Annotated in this window: 12 protein-coding genes; 9 read left to right on the plus strand and 3 right to left on the minus strand. The window is 43.4% G+C overall.

Going from position 1 to position 18,049, the window contains the following annotated elements; all coding sequences use genetic code 11:
• The first annotated feature begins 351 nt into the window (after positions 1–351).
• Entirely contained in the window at positions 352–594 is a 243-nt protein-coding gene (locus V7L05_RS08975) for a hypothetical protein (RefSeq protein ID WP_335163802.1), read from the plus strand.
• Here V7L05_RS08975 and V7L05_RS08980 read toward each other — a convergent pair.
• The 3 genes from V7L05_RS08980 to V7L05_RS08990 all read right to left on the minus strand — a co-directional run bounded on the left by V7L05_RS08980 (position 577) and on the right by V7L05_RS08990 (position 2,767).
• Positions 577–1,560: a VOC family protein gene (locus V7L05_RS08980; protein WP_335163804.1), complete on the minus strand. Its 984-nt coding sequence runs from the start codon at positions 1,558–1,560 to the stop codon at positions 577–579. The genes V7L05_RS08975 and V7L05_RS08980 overlap by 18 nt on opposite strands.
• A gap of 110 nt (positions 1,561–1,670) precedes the next feature.
• Positions 1,671–2,276, minus strand: coding sequence for a DUF2231 domain-containing protein (locus V7L05_RS08985; protein ID WP_335163806.1), 606 nt, complete (start codon positions 2,274–2,276; stop codon positions 1,671–1,673).
• A complete protein-coding gene (locus V7L05_RS08990) occupies positions 2,273–2,767 on the minus strand; it encodes a DUF2231 domain-containing protein (protein WP_335163808.1) in 495 nt (164 codons plus the stop codon). The genes V7L05_RS08985 and V7L05_RS08990 overlap by 4 nt, the downstream gene beginning before the upstream one ends.
• A gap of 543 nt (positions 2,768–3,310) precedes the next feature.
• On the opposite strand from V7L05_RS08990, the gene V7L05_RS08995 reads away from it, so the two are divergent.
• The 8 genes from V7L05_RS08995 (at position 3,311) to V7L05_RS09030 (ending at position 17,957) form a co-directional block, all read left to right on the plus strand.
• A complete protein-coding gene (locus tag V7L05_RS08995) occupies positions 3,311–4,123 on the plus strand; it encodes an SDR family oxidoreductase (RefSeq protein ID WP_335163809.1) in 813 nt (270 codons plus the stop codon).
• A gap of 6 nt (positions 4,124–4,129) precedes the next feature.
• The gene (locus V7L05_RS09000; protein WP_335163811.1) at positions 4,130–6,250 is read left to right on the plus strand and encodes an amylo-alpha-1,6-glucosidase; all 2,121 of its coding nucleotides are present in this window, start codon (positions 4,130–4,132) and stop codon (positions 6,248–6,250) included.
• Between the two features lie 15 nt (positions 6,251–6,265).
• Complete coding sequence (locus V7L05_RS09005; protein ID WP_335163813.1) at positions 6,266–7,204, plus strand: cation diffusion facilitator family transporter; 939 nt, start codon at positions 6,266–6,268, stop codon at positions 7,202–7,204.
• A 50-nt stretch (positions 7,205–7,254) separates the two neighbouring features.
• Positions 7,255–9,672, plus strand: coding sequence for a glycoside hydrolase family 15 protein (locus tag V7L05_RS09010; RefSeq protein WP_335163815.1), 2,418 nt, complete (start codon positions 7,255–7,257; stop codon positions 9,670–9,672).
• A gap of 199 nt (positions 9,673–9,871) precedes the next feature.
• A complete protein-coding gene (locus tag V7L05_RS09015; protein ID WP_334776475.1) occupies positions 9,872–10,330 on the plus strand; it encodes a cupin domain-containing protein in 459 nt (152 codons plus the stop codon).
• A gap of 518 nt (positions 10,331–10,848) precedes the next feature.
• The gene (locus V7L05_RS09020; RefSeq protein ID WP_335163817.1) at positions 10,849–11,079 is read left to right on the plus strand and encodes a hypothetical protein; all 231 of its coding nucleotides are present in this window, start codon (positions 10,849–10,851) and stop codon (positions 11,077–11,079) included.
• Positions 11,080–11,256: 177 nt separating this feature from the next.
• The gene (locus V7L05_RS09025) at positions 11,257–17,331 is read left to right on the plus strand and encodes an AAA family ATPase (RefSeq protein ID WP_335163819.1); all 6,075 of its coding nucleotides are present in this window, start codon (positions 11,257–11,259) and stop codon (positions 17,329–17,331) included.
• Positions 17,328–17,957: a response regulator transcription factor gene (locus V7L05_RS09030; protein ID WP_335163821.1), complete on the plus strand. Its 630-nt coding sequence runs from the start codon at positions 17,328–17,330 to the stop codon at positions 17,955–17,957. The genes V7L05_RS09025 and V7L05_RS09030 overlap by 4 nt, the downstream gene beginning before the upstream one ends.
• Positions 17,958–18,049 lie beyond the last annotated feature (92 nt).

The raw sequence follows: 18,049 nt of genomic DNA on the forward strand, positions 1-18,049 counted from the left end.
CCTTCAGAGTAAGTCTTTATTATTTTTTCTCGCTTTTTCGATGGAGTAAGGTTTCATTTTACCCGTTCATGCACTACTATGACTGTACCTCATTTTACCTGCAATCTGCTGTATGTGAGCGTAAGCAGTGAGATGTCGGGATTATGGGGTTTGACGACATCACACAAATTGCCGCTAACACAGACCATCCAACCCGCTAATTGGCTTTAATTTCTCCCTACCTTAAAGCCCTCCCCACTAAGGAATTCTTCATTTATCAGCAACAGAATTTTATCTGTGTCCTTGCCTTTATTGGCATAGCTGGCAGGGTTTCTGGGGGTCTTTCTTGTTCTCCATGCCGAACTTAGTATTATGGCTGATTATTTCATCCTTGTGTTGCTCAATCCAATTCCTTACCAGCAAACCGTCCGCCTCTCTGACTTGCGGCAGAGCCGCCAGGAACAGCATTTCCAGCCAGAGGCTGGAAACGAGATTTTAAATGAGTTTGGGCTTAAGTTGACACCAATGAGCATTGCTGTGCCCCTACAACAGATGTGGTTCAAATACATCAAAACTGCTGTAAATCCGCTTCCCATATCAAGATTCCGCAATTAGCAATATTGCGTGTCCATCAGGATCTTTAACTAAACAACCTTGCCTGTAAGGAAATGAGCTATCAGTAAACTGCACAATCCCCGATGACACAAACTGAACCCCATTCTGCCGCAATATATCTACTGCTTGCTCAATGTCATTGACAACAAGTTCAATTTGCACCTTCGCAATATCGGAACTTTTCCAGTCACTCGGTATAGGACGGCCTTTTCCAGGCAAAATGTAATCTAACAGTTCAATTCCCACACTATCTTCAACAGGTCGTAGTCCTGTAATTCTTACTTTGGCTCCTGGTAAATTATCCAAGCGAGTTTGGGTTGACTGCCAGTTAACACTGCGGCTATCAATTTGCATTCCCAGGAGGTCGCAGTAAAAGTGTAGACTTTGCTCGGTGTTAGAAACTGCGATCGCACTATGATCAATTCCCAAAAATAAGCGGTCGCTCTTTTGATGCCATTTATCTTTTCCTTTATCAGGCGGAAACCAAATTAACTCTAAATCATGACCGTCAGGGTCTTTAAACTTGTAGGCACGGACACCAGCAGAAGCTTCATTACTAGGTGGCATTGTCTGGGGGGAAACTGAAATTGGTTCAATGGGAAATGAACGCAAGTGAGCATAGGCGCGATCCATATCACTCACCACAATTGCAAAATGTTGAAACCACAGGTCATTACTTTGTGAATCGCTGGGAATGGGTTTACCTTGAATATTGAGATACTCCATTAACTCAATAAGTTCATCACCTAATCGTAAGGTAACAATGCGAATTTTTGCTCCACTCACATCTTCCAGGTCGCTGTAATTCTGTCCTTCAACAGTGATGTCTGAAACTAGTTCAAAACCAAGCGCTTCTTTATAGAAATTTAAAGAGCGATGTCTACGACGGGCTACGCCTACGCAGTTTGTCACCGTTAATCCAATAGCTCGAATTCTTTGTACTTGTACATAGCTTTGACTAGGCATATTCGACGCCCTCTATACTTACAATTAAGGGATTTGCAACAAATAAATTATTCAATCTTGTGGGGTGGGCATCTTGCCCGCCTTTAGCCATGAGGGGGCGCGATGCTTGATTATTTGAGTATCAAATTTGGGTTTTTACCTTCTTGGAGTAACTTCGCAGCAGTAACGTGAATTCCAAAGTTCTCTCCCAATTGCGCTCCCAAAGTTCCGTGAACGAATAATATTGCCATTATCGCCATGCCTGCTAACAAGTAACTCCACTGCACCTGCCTGGAAGCATCCTTGCGCCAGCGATAGCGTTGCAAACCTCTCCATACTGTCATGGCTGCGATCGCTCCCAACAGCAAAACGCCACCCAAACCATGCAAAAGCATCGTCCAACCAGTAGTTAACCCCCAAACGCTCTTTTGATCAACTGGTGGATTTGCTAGCAGTAGCTCGAAAAAACCAGCTGCAACGGTGAAAAAGCTGATAAAAGCTGCTCCTATGAGGTTATACCAGCCGACATCAAAGAAACCAGAACGCAGGGCAGGCAGACCTAAAAATTTGAAGATTGGTTTTTCTAAAGCAAAAAGCGTTCCTGCAATATCAAAAACGATCGCAATAATCAACAAACCCAATGTTAAATGCACCAGTTGCGGATGTATCGGAATTTCATAAGGCAATCCGTTAGCATTCAGCCTCAATCTCAACTGTTCAATGAGTTGCCAGTTCATGGCGAAACTCCCTGCTTCATCGCTTGCACAACTGGCTCTATATGTAACCCATACACCCAAACTAGCTTACTGCCTAGATAGACTTGCAAGCACACCAGGCAGACTAAAAATGTTGCAGCACCGAGGTAAGCAGGCGGTACTTTCCGTGGGGTGCGATCGCGAATCACGAAACGCCAAGCTGTAATGGCGACGACAATAGCCGCCAGCGACCAACCCATCACCGTATGAAAATTCAGTGTTGGTTGGACTGCTGGGTAGATGTTCGCCAGACCTGCTTCAAACTGACCAAAAATTACCGCTAAAAAGATGGTTACTGAGGCAACAAACATATTCCAGAAACTCACCTCAAACAAACGCACGTTACGGGTGAAATAGCCCACCACATCGCATACAAAAGAAAAAAGCACCATCGCAATTACGAAGTGGACGATGATCGGGTGTAGAGGGTCAGGGTATGGTAAATTTTGATTATTCAAAGACAGAGCAGGCATCACTTTCTCCTTCATGGGTCTAAGTATGTAGATGCGTTGCATGGAATTGCCATCCTAACGCACCATTCATATTTTCAAGAATACTGTGCTAACGCCGCAGCTAAACCAATTAAACAATATTCAAAAATTGTGACGCACTTAAATTTTAAGGTAAATTCTTAACTAGAAAACTTTTTTAGTAATTATTTTACCCAAATGTCACAACTCATTAAATTAGCCACAACCATGAATATTTCTTGAGATTATTCTAACCAGGAAATTTTCAATTTAACAAATCTTACAAATAAAGACATCCTGTTGTCACAGGAATGACAACTAATTGAAATATTGGTCAGTAAAACAATATACTGTTTATCTTTCTCTGGATAGATTAGAAAAATACTAGAGATTTCTTAAAATAATAAAAAGTTTTGCTTCCTTCAATCTATAATTTACAGATTTTACGATCTAAATCGCCAAAATACTACGCCCAGAAAGCAAAAATATCATGCAAGTCTTCAGCTATTTGCAACAAATCCAAGTTTTAAAAGTATCGAAAACATTATGAGCTATTCTCCTGACCTACTTAAAGGTCAAAAAGCACTTGTGACGGGTGCTAGTTCTGGCATTGGTGAAGCGATCGCTCGCTATTTAGCTTTATCAGGTGCAGCAGTAGCTGTCAACTATCATTCGGAAGCTGAGTCAGCCCAAAAACTTGTTGATGAGATCAAAGCGGCTAATGGTGAAGCTTTTGCTATTCAAGCTGATGTCAGCAAAGAAGACGAAATAAAGGCGATGTTCAGCCAAACGCTCCAGCAATTCGGCACTATTGATATTTTGATAAACAACGCGGGTCTTCAAAAAGATTCACCGTTTGTCGATATGACCCTTGAGCAATGGAATAGAGTCATCGGGGTGAACCTGACAGGACAATTCTTATGTGCTAGGGAAGCGGCAAAAGAATTCTTGCGCCGAGGCGTACAGCCCCAGATTTCATCTGCCGCAGGTAAGATTATTTGTATAAGTTCAGTGCATCAGATAATTCCTTGGGCGGGGCATGTCAATTATGCTTCCAGTAAGGGCGGTATAAATATGATGATGCAAAGTATTGCTCAAGAACTTGCACCCCACAAAATTCGCGTCAATAGTATTGCCCCTGGTGCAATCAAAACTCCAATTAATAAATCAGCTTGGGATACTCCAGAAGCAGAGGAGAAGTTACTAAAACTGATTCCAGCCAAACGTGTGGGAGATGTAGAAGATATCGCCAAAGCAGCAGTTTGGTTGGCTTCTGATGACTCTGATTATGTTAATGGTATAACACTGTTTGTAGACGGTGGTATGACCTTGTACCCAGGTTTTACAGAGAATGGTTAATTGAGAATGCCTACAAAAGTTACTGTCAATCCTGGTTTGATAACCATCAACGATGGTTCCTCTTTTCTAGTAACAGCTAGTGATGGTTCCATCGACGAAAATTTAGCTCAAGGTTTTTTTGTTTGGGACACACGCCTAATTTCTTACTACGAAATTTCTCTGAATCGCTACCCCCTTTCGCTGCTAGCCTCTAGCAATATCACCCATCATAATGCGCTTTACCAATTCACCAACCCGCAACTTACTACTATCAACGGCACTTTACCTGCTGGTAGTTTGCTTGTAACTGTTCGGCGCGACATTGTGGAAGGTATGCATGAAGATATTGATATAACTAACTATCACAGTGAAGCTGTTAAGTTCCAATTAATGCTAGCTGTGCGCTCGGATTTTGCGGACATTTTTGATGTCAAATCACAGCAACTCTTGACGCGGGGTGAAACAGAAACCACATGGCAAAATAGTGTACTCACGACTGAATATCATAACGGTTCTTTCTTCCGAGGTATTGTGATTGAACCAGTTTGTGGTACTTCTGAGCCACGCTATGCCAATGGTCGTTTAATGTTTGATGTAGCGATCGCTCCTGGCAAGACATGGCACACTTGTATCAACTTTACAGCCTTAGCTGATGGAAAAGTCTTCAAACCTCAAGATACCTGTGCTGTACCTCACAATACAAAAGCCGGAAAAGTTAGAGATGAGTTTCTGATTAATGCCACAAAGTTGCGATCGTCTAATGCTGAAATTGCCGAATACTATCAGCAAGCGATCGCGGATATGGGAGCGCTACGGATTGAGGTGTATGATAATGGGCATCAATTTTGGATGCCTGCTGCTGGTATTCCTTGGTTTGTTGCCGTTTTTGGACGCGACTCAATAATTGCTAGCTTGCAAGCGATCGCAGTTTATCATGAATTTGCCCGTGGCACGTTGCTGAAACTGGCTCAACTCCAGGCAACTGAGTTGGATGATTGGCACGATGCCCAACCGGGCAAAATGCTGCACGAAATGCGGCGCGATGAGTTAACTACACTCAACCTACTTCCATATCATCCCTATTACGGAACAGTAGATACTACCATCCTTTGGATTGTTACTTTATCTGAAGCCTATAACTGGAACGCCGACCTCAGTATGCTTGATGAGTGTCGAGAACCACTGGAAAAGGCGCTAAATTGGATTGACAAATACGGCGATTTTGACGGGGATGGCTTTGTTGAGTATTTAACTCATTCGTCAAAAGGATTACGCAATCAAGGTTGGAAAGATTCGGGTGACGCAATAGTTTACCCAAACGGTGAGTTAGTTGAGCCGCCAATCGCTTTGTGTGAAGTTCAAGGCTACGTTTATGATGCGTGGCTGAGGGCAGCTTTAATTTATGAAGTCTGGGGCGAAAAAGAACAGGCGAAAAAGCTGCGTCAAAAAGCACAAGAACTTTATCAACGATTTAACGATCGCTTTTGGATGGAATCAGTTGGCTTTTACTGTTTAGGATTAGACGATAAAAAGCAGCAAATTCAATCAATTACCTCAAATCCGGGTCATTTGCTCTGGTCTGGTATCGTCCCACCGGAACGAGCAAAAAAACTTGTTAACCGACTTTTTCAACCAGATATGTGGTGTGGTTGGGGTGTGCGGACTCTTTCATCTGAAAATCTGGCATATAACCCGATTAGTTATCAACGCGGTAGTGTTTGGCCTCATGATAACTCGATCATCGCGGCTGGATTAAAAAAGTATGGTTATCACAAAGAAGCTAACCGTATTGCTGAGGGTATTTTTGCTGCTGCTAGTTATTTTCAAGCTGGACGAATGCCAGAATTGTTTGCGGGAATTGATCGCCAAGATGATAACTTTCCAGTCCCCTACCCAGACGCTAATATACCCCAGGCTTGGGCTGCTGGTTCAATTTTCTTACTGATTCGTACCATTTTAGGACTCAAAGCTGATGCCTCAAAACAACAGTTAAAAGTACAGCCCTCACTCCCAGATTACTTACCCGATTTAGAACTCACAAATTTGTCCGTGGGAGATGCTACGGTGGGATTGCGCTTTTGGCGCGATGGCGAACAAACCCAATGGGAAGTTACCCATCTAGATGGTGAATTAGAAGTTTCTGCATAATTATTAATTACTCTCATGGCATCTGATTCATCTAATAAAACTATATTTGCGGCGATGGGGGCTAATTTAGTGATCGCTATTACTAAATTTATCGCCGCCTCCATTACTGGCAGTTCCGCCATGATATCTGAAGGGATTCATTCAGTTGTAGATACTGGCGATCAACTAGTACTTTTGCTGGGAATTCGCCGGAGCCAAAAGCCAGCAGATGATAGCCATCCCTTTGGTTACGGTCAAGAACTTTATTTCTGGACTTTCATCGTTGCTATCCTGATCTTTGCCATTGGCGGCGGGATGTCAATTTATGAAGGAATCACTCATTTAATTAATCCCAGCCCTTTAGAAGATCCAACGTGGAATTATATTGTGTTAGGTATGGCAATATTATTGGAAGGTTTTTCTTGGACTGTAGCTTTAAAAGAGTTTTTGCCGACCAAGGGTAAACAAAATTTCTGGCAAGCAATCAAAAACAGTAAAGATCCCACAGTACTTACAATATTACTTGAGGATTCTGCGGCAATTTTAGGTTTACTCGTTGCCTTAATAGGAATCTTCTTAGGGCATTTATTTAATAATGTTTATTTTGATGGCATCGCCTCAATTATTATTGGCATTATTTTAGCTATAGTAGCAGTGGTATTAGCGACAGAAAGTAAAGGATTATTACTTGGTGAAAGTGCCGATCCTCAAACTATAGCTAATATCCGTTCTTTGTCAAAAACAGAACCAGGAGTCAAAGAAGTTATCCGGGTGTTAACAATGCAGCTTGCTCCCCAGGAAGTATTACTCAACTTAGAAATTCAATTTTCTCAAAATCTTACAGGTGAGGAAATAGCACTAACTGTAGAAAATTTAGAAGTAAAAATTAGCCAAAAACATCCTGAAATAAAACAAATTTTTATTGAAGCCAAATCCTTAACTGCTGCTCGCAGATATTCTCAACCTTTTCAATAAATTTTTAATCAGATAAATATCAACTACAGCGCTAATCAGCACAACAAATTATGGTAAAAATTCTTGGTCAAGAACAGGCTTTTGGCGCACCGGGTATCGAGCCGCGATGGACTCATGCCAATAAAGATGGAGTCGGAACAGCTTACTCTACCTCCAGTAAAATTTGGTTTACTATCTGGAATGGTGTTGTTACTGAAATCTACCATCCCACAGTAGATAAACCCCAAGTTCGGGATTTACAGTATCTAATTTCTGATGGAAAAAGCTTTTTTCACGAAGAGAAACGCCATCTCGAATCAAAAGTTGAACCGATGTGGACTCATGGTTTAGGATACCGCATCACTAATTCCGATCCCCAAGGGCGTTATGCTGTAATCAAGGAAGTGATTGCTGACCCGCATTTCTCCTGTATTTTACAACATACAAAGTTAACAGGCGGTCGCAATTTTATTTCCCAACTCCAGTTATACGCTTTATGTGCGCCCCATCTGGAAGTTGGAGGCAGAGGTAATAATGGTTACGCTGTACAAGTTGCTGGACATCGGATTCTCACAGCCGAGAAAGAAGGAACATGGCTAGCGCTGGGTGCAACAGTTCCCTTTACCCGTCTTTCCTGTGGTTACGTCGGTGAAAGTGATGGCTGGACAGATTTAGCTGATAATTTTCAGATGGATTGGGAGTTTGACAGTGCTGTGGATGGCAACATTGCTCTGACTGGAGAATTAAATCTAGATAGCACTAAAGAGTTTACTTTAGGACTGGCATTTGGTACAAATCTGCACAATGCGATTTCTACACTGTTTCAGTCGCTGAATATTCCATTTGAAAAGCAGAAACAGCAATATAACGAACAGTGGAAGCGATCGCGTCAGGGCATCCATTCATTAGAAAATGTTGCTTATGATCATGGGAAGTTGTATCACAACAGCATTAGTTTGTTGTTAGCACATGAAGACAAAATTTATCCCGGTGCGTTGATTGCATCCCTGGCTATCCCTTGGGGCGAAGCCAAAGATGACCAAGATCAAGGAGGATATCACCTTGTCTGGACGCGGGATATGGTTAGCAGTGTATCAGGTTTAGTGGCTGCGGGTCAAACAGCTACAGCAGTGCGATCGCTGATTTATCTTGCTACTAGTCAGCAGGAAGATGGCGGTTTTCCCCAAAATTTCTGGGTTGATGGTAAACCTTACTGGACAGGTATCCAGCTTGATGAGGTGGCATTTCCCATTCTGTTAGCATGGCGATTGCACCAACAGAAAACTTGCCTAAACTTTGATATTTATCCGATGATTTTGCGGGCGGCGGGTTATTTAATTCGTCATGGACCAGCTACCCAACAAGAACGCTGGGAAGAAAATAGCGGTTATTCACCATCAACACTAGCATCTAATATTGCCGCCTTAATCTGTGCTGCTCAATTTGTTCGTGAACGTGGGGATGAAGCAACAGCAAAGTTTATCGAAGAATACGCTGATTTTTTAGAATCTCACATCGAAGCTTGGACAGTTACTACTGAAGGGACTTTAGTTGCTGGCATCAAACGGCATTATATTCGGATTACTCCTACAGATATTAATAATCCTCAACCCAACGAAAATCCTAACCAAGGAACTCTTTTTATCAGCAGTCAACCGCCTGGTGAACCCGCAGAATTTCCGGCGAAGGAAATTGTTGATGGCGGGTTTCTGCAATTAGTGCGTTATGGAATTCGCAAACCTGATGATCCGATTATTGTTGATTCTGTCAAAGTAATTGATGCAGTTTTAAAAGTAGATACATCTGCTGGGCCTTGTTGGCATCGTTACAACCACGACGGCTACGGACAACAAGAAGATGGCAGTCCTTATCTAAGTTGCGGTCAGGGACGTGCTTGGCCTCTCTTAACAGGAGAACGAGGACATTATGAATTAGCTGCCCGTGGTGATGTCAAAACATATATTAAGGCGATGGAAGGATTTGCTTCAGACACTTGTTTGCTCCCAGAACAGGTTTGGGATGAAGCAGATACACCTGAAAACCATATGTATTTAGGAAAACCAACAGGTTCTGCAATGCCCCTAATGTGGGCGCACTCGGAATATATCAAACTGTTACGGTCAAATCATGATGGTCAGGTATTTGATTTGATTCCAGAGGTGGCAAATCGTTATCTGGGCGAAAGACAAGAGTGTAAATCATTAGAAATTTGGAAGTTTAACCGTCAAGTAGACAAAGTTAAAAAAGGTTATACATTGCGAATTCATGCTTTAGCATCTTTTCAATTGCACTGGTCAAATGATAATTGGCAAACCGTAAAAGATACGCCTGCTACTTCCACCAAGTTAGGAGTGAATTTTGTAGATATTTCTGTTTATGATCACCAACAACAGCCAATTAGCTTTACCTTTTTCTGGATTGAAAGCAGTAAATGGGAAGGGCGCAATTACACGGTTGCGGTTGATCATCTATCAGATTATCACACCTGAGTTAGCAATTTTCGTAGGGTGGGTAGCATTGCCTACCCTATATTTGTTCTTAGTACGACTAACTTGTAACTAATAAAAATAACACATAAGCTTCATTTTTGTAGACACTCACTCTTCAATATTTAGACCAGTACAACCAGGAATTATCCAATAATAGCGATCGCCTTCCATACATTTCAGATAAAAAAGAGCCATTATTATGCAGAATAACTCATCACCCAAACCAACAATTGAATACTGGCACGTCTGGACTGACAACGACGGTATAAGTCACCAATCCCGTTGTCAAATTGAAGACTTCATCGAAAAAGGCATAGCCCCGGATACCTCACCGCAGTGGCTTTCTAATTTGAAGCAGTCCGGTGCTACCATCACCTTTACCGTCCTACCCGTAGGATGGGTTGGTAACTGGCATGAGAACCCCAAGCCCCAGTGGATCATACCTTTGTCGGGACGCTGGTTTGTGGAGACTATGGACGGACAGCGAGTCGAGATGGGGGAAGGCGAAATTTCATTTGGAGAAGATCAAGGTACGAAAGCAGACGCGCAAGGTCATAAGGGTCACTTATCTGGAACAGTAGGCGATGCGCCAGCTGTTCTAATAATGGTGCAATTTGAAGAGACTCCGACTATAGATCAATCTTGTCGATTTAGATAAGTGAGTTAGTAGCCAATACAGTTCAGAATGAGCAACAAAATATTTGTAGAGACGGCGATTTATCGCGTCTCGAAAACCCAAAATTGTTGCCAGTAGCCCTTAACCCAAGCGTATTGAGTTAGTAGCGATCGCTAGCAGTGCGTTAGTATACTCCTTTGGTGAAGTAAACTATGCTCCCGCCTGTCGCGCCAGTATCAGCCTGTTAAAAAGCTAGTACAGCACAGCGTAAATAGCTATATTTTTTCCTGAAATATAAACCTCATAATTTAGGAAGATTCAGTTATAGGAGGTTGTACAGCACGACTTAATTTTTCTATGTCTTATCCCAAGAGTTAAAAAATCTAGTCGTTTTAGCTAGTGTCTGGGGTTTATTTAGTTTGGCACAGGTGTTACGTAGTGAATCTGGTTTGGTGGTTGCTGTAGTTATGGGGATAGGAAGCAATTCATGAGGGATGGTGTGATAATTCGACTAGGCTGTTTATCAATTCGTGCAAGAGTGGGCTAAGGCGAAAAATACGATGACATCGGATGTGAGTGCTTGGTTTGAGTGGGCGAGGAAACAGAGGATTGCGTTCCCCGTTCGACGAAGTCGTTCCCGTACTCCTACGGGGAAGCAAGCTACGCGTAGCGTCTCCGTCAGGAGAAGGGTAGGAGTTGCCACAGGCATCGCAATGTCTGGCGGGTTCGTGTATACCCCTTTGGGGGATGCAGTGGAAGTGCAGGAGATGATGCGGCGGTTTCCAGCATAGTTTTTAACTCAGGGATAAATTAGAATATTCAGCAAGTCTAAATCCTCCCATGATTTACAAGTATTCAGAGTTACCAGCTATAATAGGTAGATTGACTTCTCAAAGTAGAACTTGAATAATAAGTATTAATTCTATTTGGGTTTGCGGTTCTTTTTATGCTTTGACAAGGTGATAAGAATGATTGCGCTACCTGACGTTGCGGTTGATGCTCAGATATATTCCAGCAATAATTCTGTGGTGTATCGTGGCATCAAGCTGTCAGATCGCACGCCTGTTATTCTCAAAGTTCTCAAACAGGACTATCCTACGGCATCGGAACTTACCCGCTACAGGCAGGAATATGAAATTACGCGATCGCTTAACTTAGAAGGCGCGATCAAGGCATATAGTCAGCAGGAATATCAGCGCACACTCATTATTCTTTTAGAAGATTTCGGTGGAGAGTCTCTGGAACAATGGATACAGCAGCGTCCAGATTTCTGCCCTATGCCCTTATCAGCTTTTCTATCCCTTGCCATTAAACTCACAGGTATTCTGGACAGAATTCATGCTGCTGGTGTCATTCATAAGGATATCAACCCTAGCAATATTGTCTTCAATCTAGATACTGGGGTCGTTAAATTTATTGATTTCGGAATTGCTACTCGATTTAACCGCACCAATCCAACCTTCAAAAACCCTCATGTTCTAGAAGGCACTCTTGCATATCTATCTCCAGAGCAAACCGGACGCATGAACCGTTTGCTTGATTATCGTACTGATTTTTACTCCCTTGGCGTAACGTTCTACGAACTGCTCACTGGACAGTTACCGTTTGCTACAACAGACATTCTTGAACTTGTCCATTGTCATCTTGCCAAATCACCTGTTCCGCCTCATGAACTGAAGGCAACTATTCCCAAAGCAGTTTCAGATATCGTTTTGAAACTAATGGCAAAGAATGCGGAGGATCGCTATCAGAGTGCTTGGGGTATCAAAGCAGATTTAGAAATTTGTGCTGACCAATTAAAAAAAATCGGGCAAATTAATAGGATTCAACTGGGTCTATTAGATGTTTGGGATCAGTTTCAAATTCCCCAAAAACTTTATGGACGGGATCAGGAAGTTGCAATGTTACTAGCGGCTTTTGAGCGCGTTGCTTCAGAAAACCTTCTACAACAAACTTCAGAACAGAAACTAACAGACAATCAAACCTTTAAAGTCGAAATGATGCTGGTTTCTGGCTATGCGGGAATTGGGAAATCAGCATTAGTGCAGGAACTTTATAAACCAATCACCGCAAAGCGCGGCTATTTTATTTGGGGTAAATTCGATCAATTTGGGCGCAATATTCCTTACAGTGCGATCGCAGATGCTTTGCAAAAATTGCTGCAACAACTGCTGAGTGAACCAGATGAGCAACTTCAACAGTGGCAATCGCGCTTGCTCACAGCGTTGGGCAACAACGGACAACTCATAATTGATGTCATTCCAGAGATTGAGTTAATTATTGGCGAGCAGCCACCCGTACCGGAAGTTGGGGCAACGGAAGCGCAAAATCGCTTCAATCGAGTCTTTGGGCAGTTCATTCGGGTGTTTTGTTCTGAAGAACACCCCCTTGTGGTCTTCTTAGATGATTTGCAGTGGATTGACTCTGCCACTCTGAAGTTAATCGAACTGATGATGCTTGATGAGCAAACTCAATTTCTATTTTTGATTGGAGCCTATCGAGACAATGAAGTTACTCCAACCCATCCACTAGCGTTGACACTAGAAAACTTGCGAAAGCAAGGGGCAGTGCTTCAGGAAATTTTTCTTTCCCCCCTAACGCTGGAGCCACTGAATCAGTTGATTGCCGAGACGCTGCACCAGAATGCTGACGCTGTTTGTTCCCTAGCCCAGTTAGTGTTGCGTAAAACCGAAGGCAATCCCTTCTTTGTGGGAGAATTTTTGCGATCGCTGTACGCTGAGAAACTGTTGAGCTTTAACGGTGAGCAGCGAAGCTGGCAATGGAACATTGCTCAGATTGAAGCTCAGAATATTACCGATAATGTGGTGGACTTGCTGTTGAGCAAATTGAAGAAACTACCAGAGGTGACACAGCAGCTTCTTCAATTAGCCGCCTGCATTGGGTGTGAATTTGATTTGGAAACGTTGGCGATCGTGTGTAAGCGATCGCCTAAAACCGTTTTTCAGGATTTATTAACAGCAGTACAAACTGGATTCATTCAACCGCTCTCTGAATTAGACGAAGACTTGTTAGTTCAAGAATATAAGTTCTTGCACGATCGCGTACAGCAAGCTGCCTATGCTCTAATCGATGAGTCGCAAAAACTTGGGGTACATCTGCAAATCGGTCGCAATTTACTCGAAAAGACTTCGCCGGAGCAGTTAGCAGAGCGGTTGTTTGAAATTGTTGATCAACTGAATTATGGAACCGAGTTAATCAGTCAGCAATCTGAACGGAATGAGATTGCCAAACTGAATTTGCAAGCAGGTCAGAAAGCCCTGGCAGCGACGGCTTATGAAGCAGCTTTCAAGTATTTCAATGCCGGGCTTAAACTCCTTGATGTGGAGAGTTGGCAGCGCGAGTATGATTTAACCCTGGCGTTGCATTCAGAGGCAGCAGAGGCAGCATACCTCAGTGGTCACTTTGACAAAATGGAGCGGCTTGTAGAAGAAGTGCTTAACCGTGCGAAGACAGTGCTAGACACAGTGAAAGCTTACGATAGCAGGATTCAAGCATGGCTGTCGCGGGGCGACCCTAAAGAAGCCCTTAAAACTGGCTTGGAAGTGCTGCAACTCTTGGGAATTAGTTTAGTGGAAGCTCCAAGTCAGTTAGATGTTCAAGCAGGATTAGAGGAAACCGCTTCACGACTCGTTGGGCGGGAAATAGAAGATTTGATTGATCTGCCAGAGATGACTGAACCTGTACCACTGGCAGCAATCTACATTTTAGTCAGCACAGTGGGTGCGGCTTTTAATGTGTCACCCGCTCTGATGGTGCTGATTGTGTGCAAGATGGTGAATTTATCGATCGCTCATGGAAACGCCATCTGGTCGCTTCTCGGTTATGCTGCCTATGGCATGATGCTATGTGGAGTTGTACAAGACCTTGAACTGGGCTATCGATTTGGCAAATTATCCTTAAATTTAGCGAAAAGATTAAGTAACAACAGAGGTAACTGCAAAGCATTGCTGATGGTGAATTTTCATATTATTCACTGGAAAGACCACCTTAAAGAGACGTTTCCTAGTTTAGCGGATGCTTATCACACCGGGATAGAAAGTGGAGAGTTTGAATTTGCGAGTTATTGTGCATTCAGCCTATGTTATTGCCCCTTTTTTGCAGGACAAGAACTAACAGAACTGGAACAACAAACAGCGATTTATCGGAAAGCCACCAATCAAATTAGGCGAGAGACTCCTGCCACTTGGCTAGCAATGTTACAGCAAACGATCCTTAACTTGCGAGGTCAATCTGAAAATCCTAGTCGCTTAGTGGGTTGTATCTATGACGAAGAGCAAGCACTATCATCGGCGATCGCTGTCAAGGATGGAACTAGCCTTCACTATTTTTACTTAAATAAGCTGATTTTATGCTATCTGTTCGGGGAGTATGAGCAAGCTGCAAAAACGGCTACTTTGGCAGAACAGTATTTAAGCGCAGCCACAGCATTAATCTCTGTATCTATATTTCATTTCTATGACTCCCTAATATTTCTGAGTTTGCTGGCGGATGCTTCAAACTCTGAAAAAGCAGCTTGGTTGAATCGCGTTAATGCCAACCAGGAGAAAATGCAGAAATGGGCACAGCACGCCCCCATGAATTTTTTGCATAAATTTCAGTTAGTTGAGGCAGAGAAAGCACGAGTTTTGGGTCAGTTTTTTGAGGCAGAGGAGTTTTACGAACAAGCAATTCTTGGTGCTAAAGAAAACGAGTACCTTCAAGAAGAAGCCTTAGGCTATGAGTTAGCTGCCAAACATTACTTGGCTCGTGGTCGAGAAAGGTTTGCTCAACTCTATATGAAAGAAGCCCATTACTGCTATGAGCGGTGGGGAGCAACCGCAAAAGCCAAAGATTTAGAGACTCGCTATCCACAGTTTTTTCCTCAGTCGCTGAATGTGGGAGCCACACCAGTTCACACCATTGCTGGAACTACTTCTAACACCTCAGATGTTGCTTTTGATTTAGCAACAGCGATCAGAGCATCCCAAGCCATCTCTCGCGAAATTGAACTGGATCGGTTACTCAATTCTTTGATGCAGATATTAATTGAGAATGCTGGGGCACAAACTGGATGCTTGATTTTGGAAAACGCAGGAGAATGGGCGATCGAGGCTGCTTGTGAACTCAATGATGGCGAACCCGTAAGGGTGGATGGGTTGCCCGGCATAAGCAAACTGCTGTTAGCGTCAGCGGTAGCGAGGAACGAGCGTCACCCGGAGGGTGCAAATCTTTGTACTACACAAATACTGCAATCGATTTCAATAGGAAATCGCTTACCCGAATCCATCATTCATTATGTGATTCGAACCCATGAATCTGTCATCTTAAATGATGCAACTCGTGAAGGAAATTTCATTAATGAGCCATATATTCAGCAGAACCAAACGAAATCACTTCTTTGTTTGCCGCTGTTGAATCAAAATAAACTTGTTGGCGTGTTGTACCTGGAAAATCAATTAGTAACTGGAGCATTTACACCGGAGCGATCGCAACTTCTAAATCTACTATCAACTCAAGCAGCCATTGCGATCAAAAATGCCAAACTCTATTCAAAGCTACGCACTAGCGAAAGTCAGATGGCTCAATTTCTAGAAGCGGTTCCGGTAGGAATTGGAATAGTGGATGCGACTGGTCGTCCCTATTACGCTAATCAACGGGGAATTCAGTTAATGGGCAAAGAGATTGATCCTGCTGTGACACCGGAGCAAATCGCAGAGGTTTATCAACTTTATGTGGCAGGAACGAATCGGATATATCCAACTGAGCAACTGCCAATCATCAGGGCGTTGAGCGGTGAACGCACCAGAGTTGACGACGTAGAAATTCATCAAAATAACGCAACCATTCCAGTTGAGGCATGGGGAACTCCAGTCTTTGACGAACAGGGCAATGTGGTTTATGCGATCGTCACCTTTCAAGACATCACAGAGCGGAAACAAGCAGAACACCTCTTAGCCAATTACAACCACACCCTAGAACAACAGGTAGCTCAAAGAACGGTAGCTTTACAGCAAAGCCAAGCAGAACTGCGCGAGCGAGAACAGGAATTACGAGTGATTACGAACGCTATACCTGTTTGTATCACCTATGTAGATGCCGGCCAGCGTTATCGGTTTGCCAACCGCACCTATGAGGACTGGTTTCACTGTAGTCGAGGTGAGATTCTGGGCAAGCATATTCGCGAAATTTTGGGTGAGGCAGCTTATCAAGTTGTACAATCGTACATCAATCAAGCACTGGCAGGGCAAATCACAACCTATGAGGCAGATATTCCCTGTGTGTTTGGCAAGAAATATATCAGTAATTCCCTCATCCCTGATTTTGATGACAATGGTCAAGTAAAAGGATACTATGGTCTGATTACAGATATCAGCGAACAGCGAAGCGCTGCACTGCGTGAACGCAAACGTGCCGAAGAAGCCTCAATTTTAGAGGAACGCAACCGTATGGCACGCGAAATTCATGACACTCTCGCGCAAGCCTTTACGGGGATTCTGGTTCACATGGGAACCGTTTCTCGATTAGTGGCAACCAAGCCCCAAGCAATTCAAACACATATTAATACCGTGCGAGAACTGGCTCGTAGCGGGCTAATAGAAGCTCGACGGTCGGTTGCAGCACTGCGTCCCCAATCCCTAGAAGATGGCAATCTGTGGACGGCACTGCAACGATTTGTAGCTAACATGCAATCTTCAACCGAAACCAGCCTGATTTGTGATATTATTGGCACGCCCTATACCTTACCCCCTGAAACAGAGAATAATCTTCTCAGAATTGCACAGGAAGCATTTACGAATTCAATTAGGTATGCGAATGCAAACGAAATTCGGATTGAATTAGTTTATGAACCAATGCAATTCTTCTTACGAATTAGAGATAATGGACAAGGATTTGAAGCCAACCATACAACCCTAAATCGGGGGTTTGGCTTACTGGGGATTACCGAACGAGCGGAACAAATTGGGGCACAACTATCAATTGAGAGCCGACTAGGGCAGGGAACAGAAACGCTCGTATCTGTACATCGGGAGGCATCAGCGTGAGTGAGTCTACAGTAATCCGCGTTTTGATTGTTGACGATCACTCAATCGTCCGGCAAGGACTGGCCGCGATGATTGAGAATGAGCCAGATATGACGGTGGTGGGTCAAGCGGGCAATGGGCAGGAAGCGATCGCTCAATATCGGCAACTCCAGCCTGATGTCACCTTAATCGACTTACGGATGCCCCAGGTAAGCGGCGTTGATGCGATCGTCGCAATCTGTGCTGAATTCGCTCATGCCCGCATAATTGTACTGACCACTTATGACGGGGACGAAGATATTTATCGAGCATTACGCGCCGGAGCCAAGGGCTATCTGCTGAAGGACGCTGAACCAGATGCACTCCTGAATGCGATTCATATTGTTCACAGCGGACAACAATATATCCCTTCCGAAGTTGCTGCCAAACTGGTGCAACGGATGAAAATTCCAGAGTTGAGCGATCGAGAACAAGAGGTTCTTCGACAGATGGTGCTTGGATTGAGGAATCACGATATTGGTGCGGCTTTGAATATTACTGAAAGTACTGTCAAATTTCACATCAACCGAATTCTGAGCAAATTAGGCGTGAGCGATCGCACTCAAGCGGTGATTACCGCATTGAAGCGAGGACTCGCCAAGTTGTGAAACAAGCCCAACTGAACTTAAGTTCGGTTGAGGGTTAGTTGTTGAGATAGTAAGCAACTGTTGTTTCATCCCTTCAATCACTCAACCTTGAG

Origin of the sequence: Nostoc sp. (genome assembly GCF_036917755.1) — a bacterium.
Taxonomy (GTDB): domain Bacteria; phylum Cyanobacteriota; class Cyanobacteriia; order Cyanobacteriales; family Nostocaceae; genus Nostoc.

Coding starts and splice junctions, on each gene's coding strand:
- V7L05_RS09010 (WP_335163815.1), top strand. CDS start 7,255: ATGGTAAAAATTCTTGGTCAAGAACAGGCTTTTGGCGCACCGGGTATC.
- V7L05_RS09005 (WP_335163813.1), top strand. CDS start 6,266: ATGGCATCTGATTCATCTAATAAAACTATATTTGCGGCGATGGGGGCT.
- V7L05_RS09000 (WP_335163811.1), top strand. CDS start 4,130: ATGCCTACAAAAGTTACTGTCAATCCTGGTTTGATAACCATCAACGAT.
- V7L05_RS08980 (WP_335163804.1), bottom strand. CDS start 1,560: ATGCCTAGTCAAAGCTATGTACAAGTACAAAGAATTCGAGCTATTGGA.
- V7L05_RS09015 (WP_334776475.1), top strand. CDS start 9,872: ATGCAGAATAACTCATCACCCAAACCAACAATTGAATACTGGCACGTC.
- V7L05_RS08990 (WP_335163808.1), bottom strand. CDS start 2,767: ATGCCTGCTCTGTCTTTGAATAATCAAAATTTACCATACCCTGACCCT.
- V7L05_RS08975 (WP_335163802.1), top strand. CDS start 352: ATGGCTGATTATTTCATCCTTGTGTTGCTCAATCCAATTCCTTACCAG.
- V7L05_RS08995 (WP_335163809.1), top strand. CDS start 3,311: ATGAGCTATTCTCCTGACCTACTTAAAGGTCAAAAAGCACTTGTGACG.
- V7L05_RS09020 (WP_335163817.1), top strand. CDS start 10,849: ATGACATCGGATGTGAGTGCTTGGTTTGAGTGGGCGAGGAAACAGAGG.
- V7L05_RS09025 (WP_335163819.1), top strand. CDS start 11,257: ATGATTGCGCTACCTGACGTTGCGGTTGATGCTCAGATATATTCCAGC.
- V7L05_RS08985 (WP_335163806.1), bottom strand. CDS start 2,276: ATGAACTGGCAACTCATTGAACAGTTGAGATTGAGGCTGAATGCTAAC.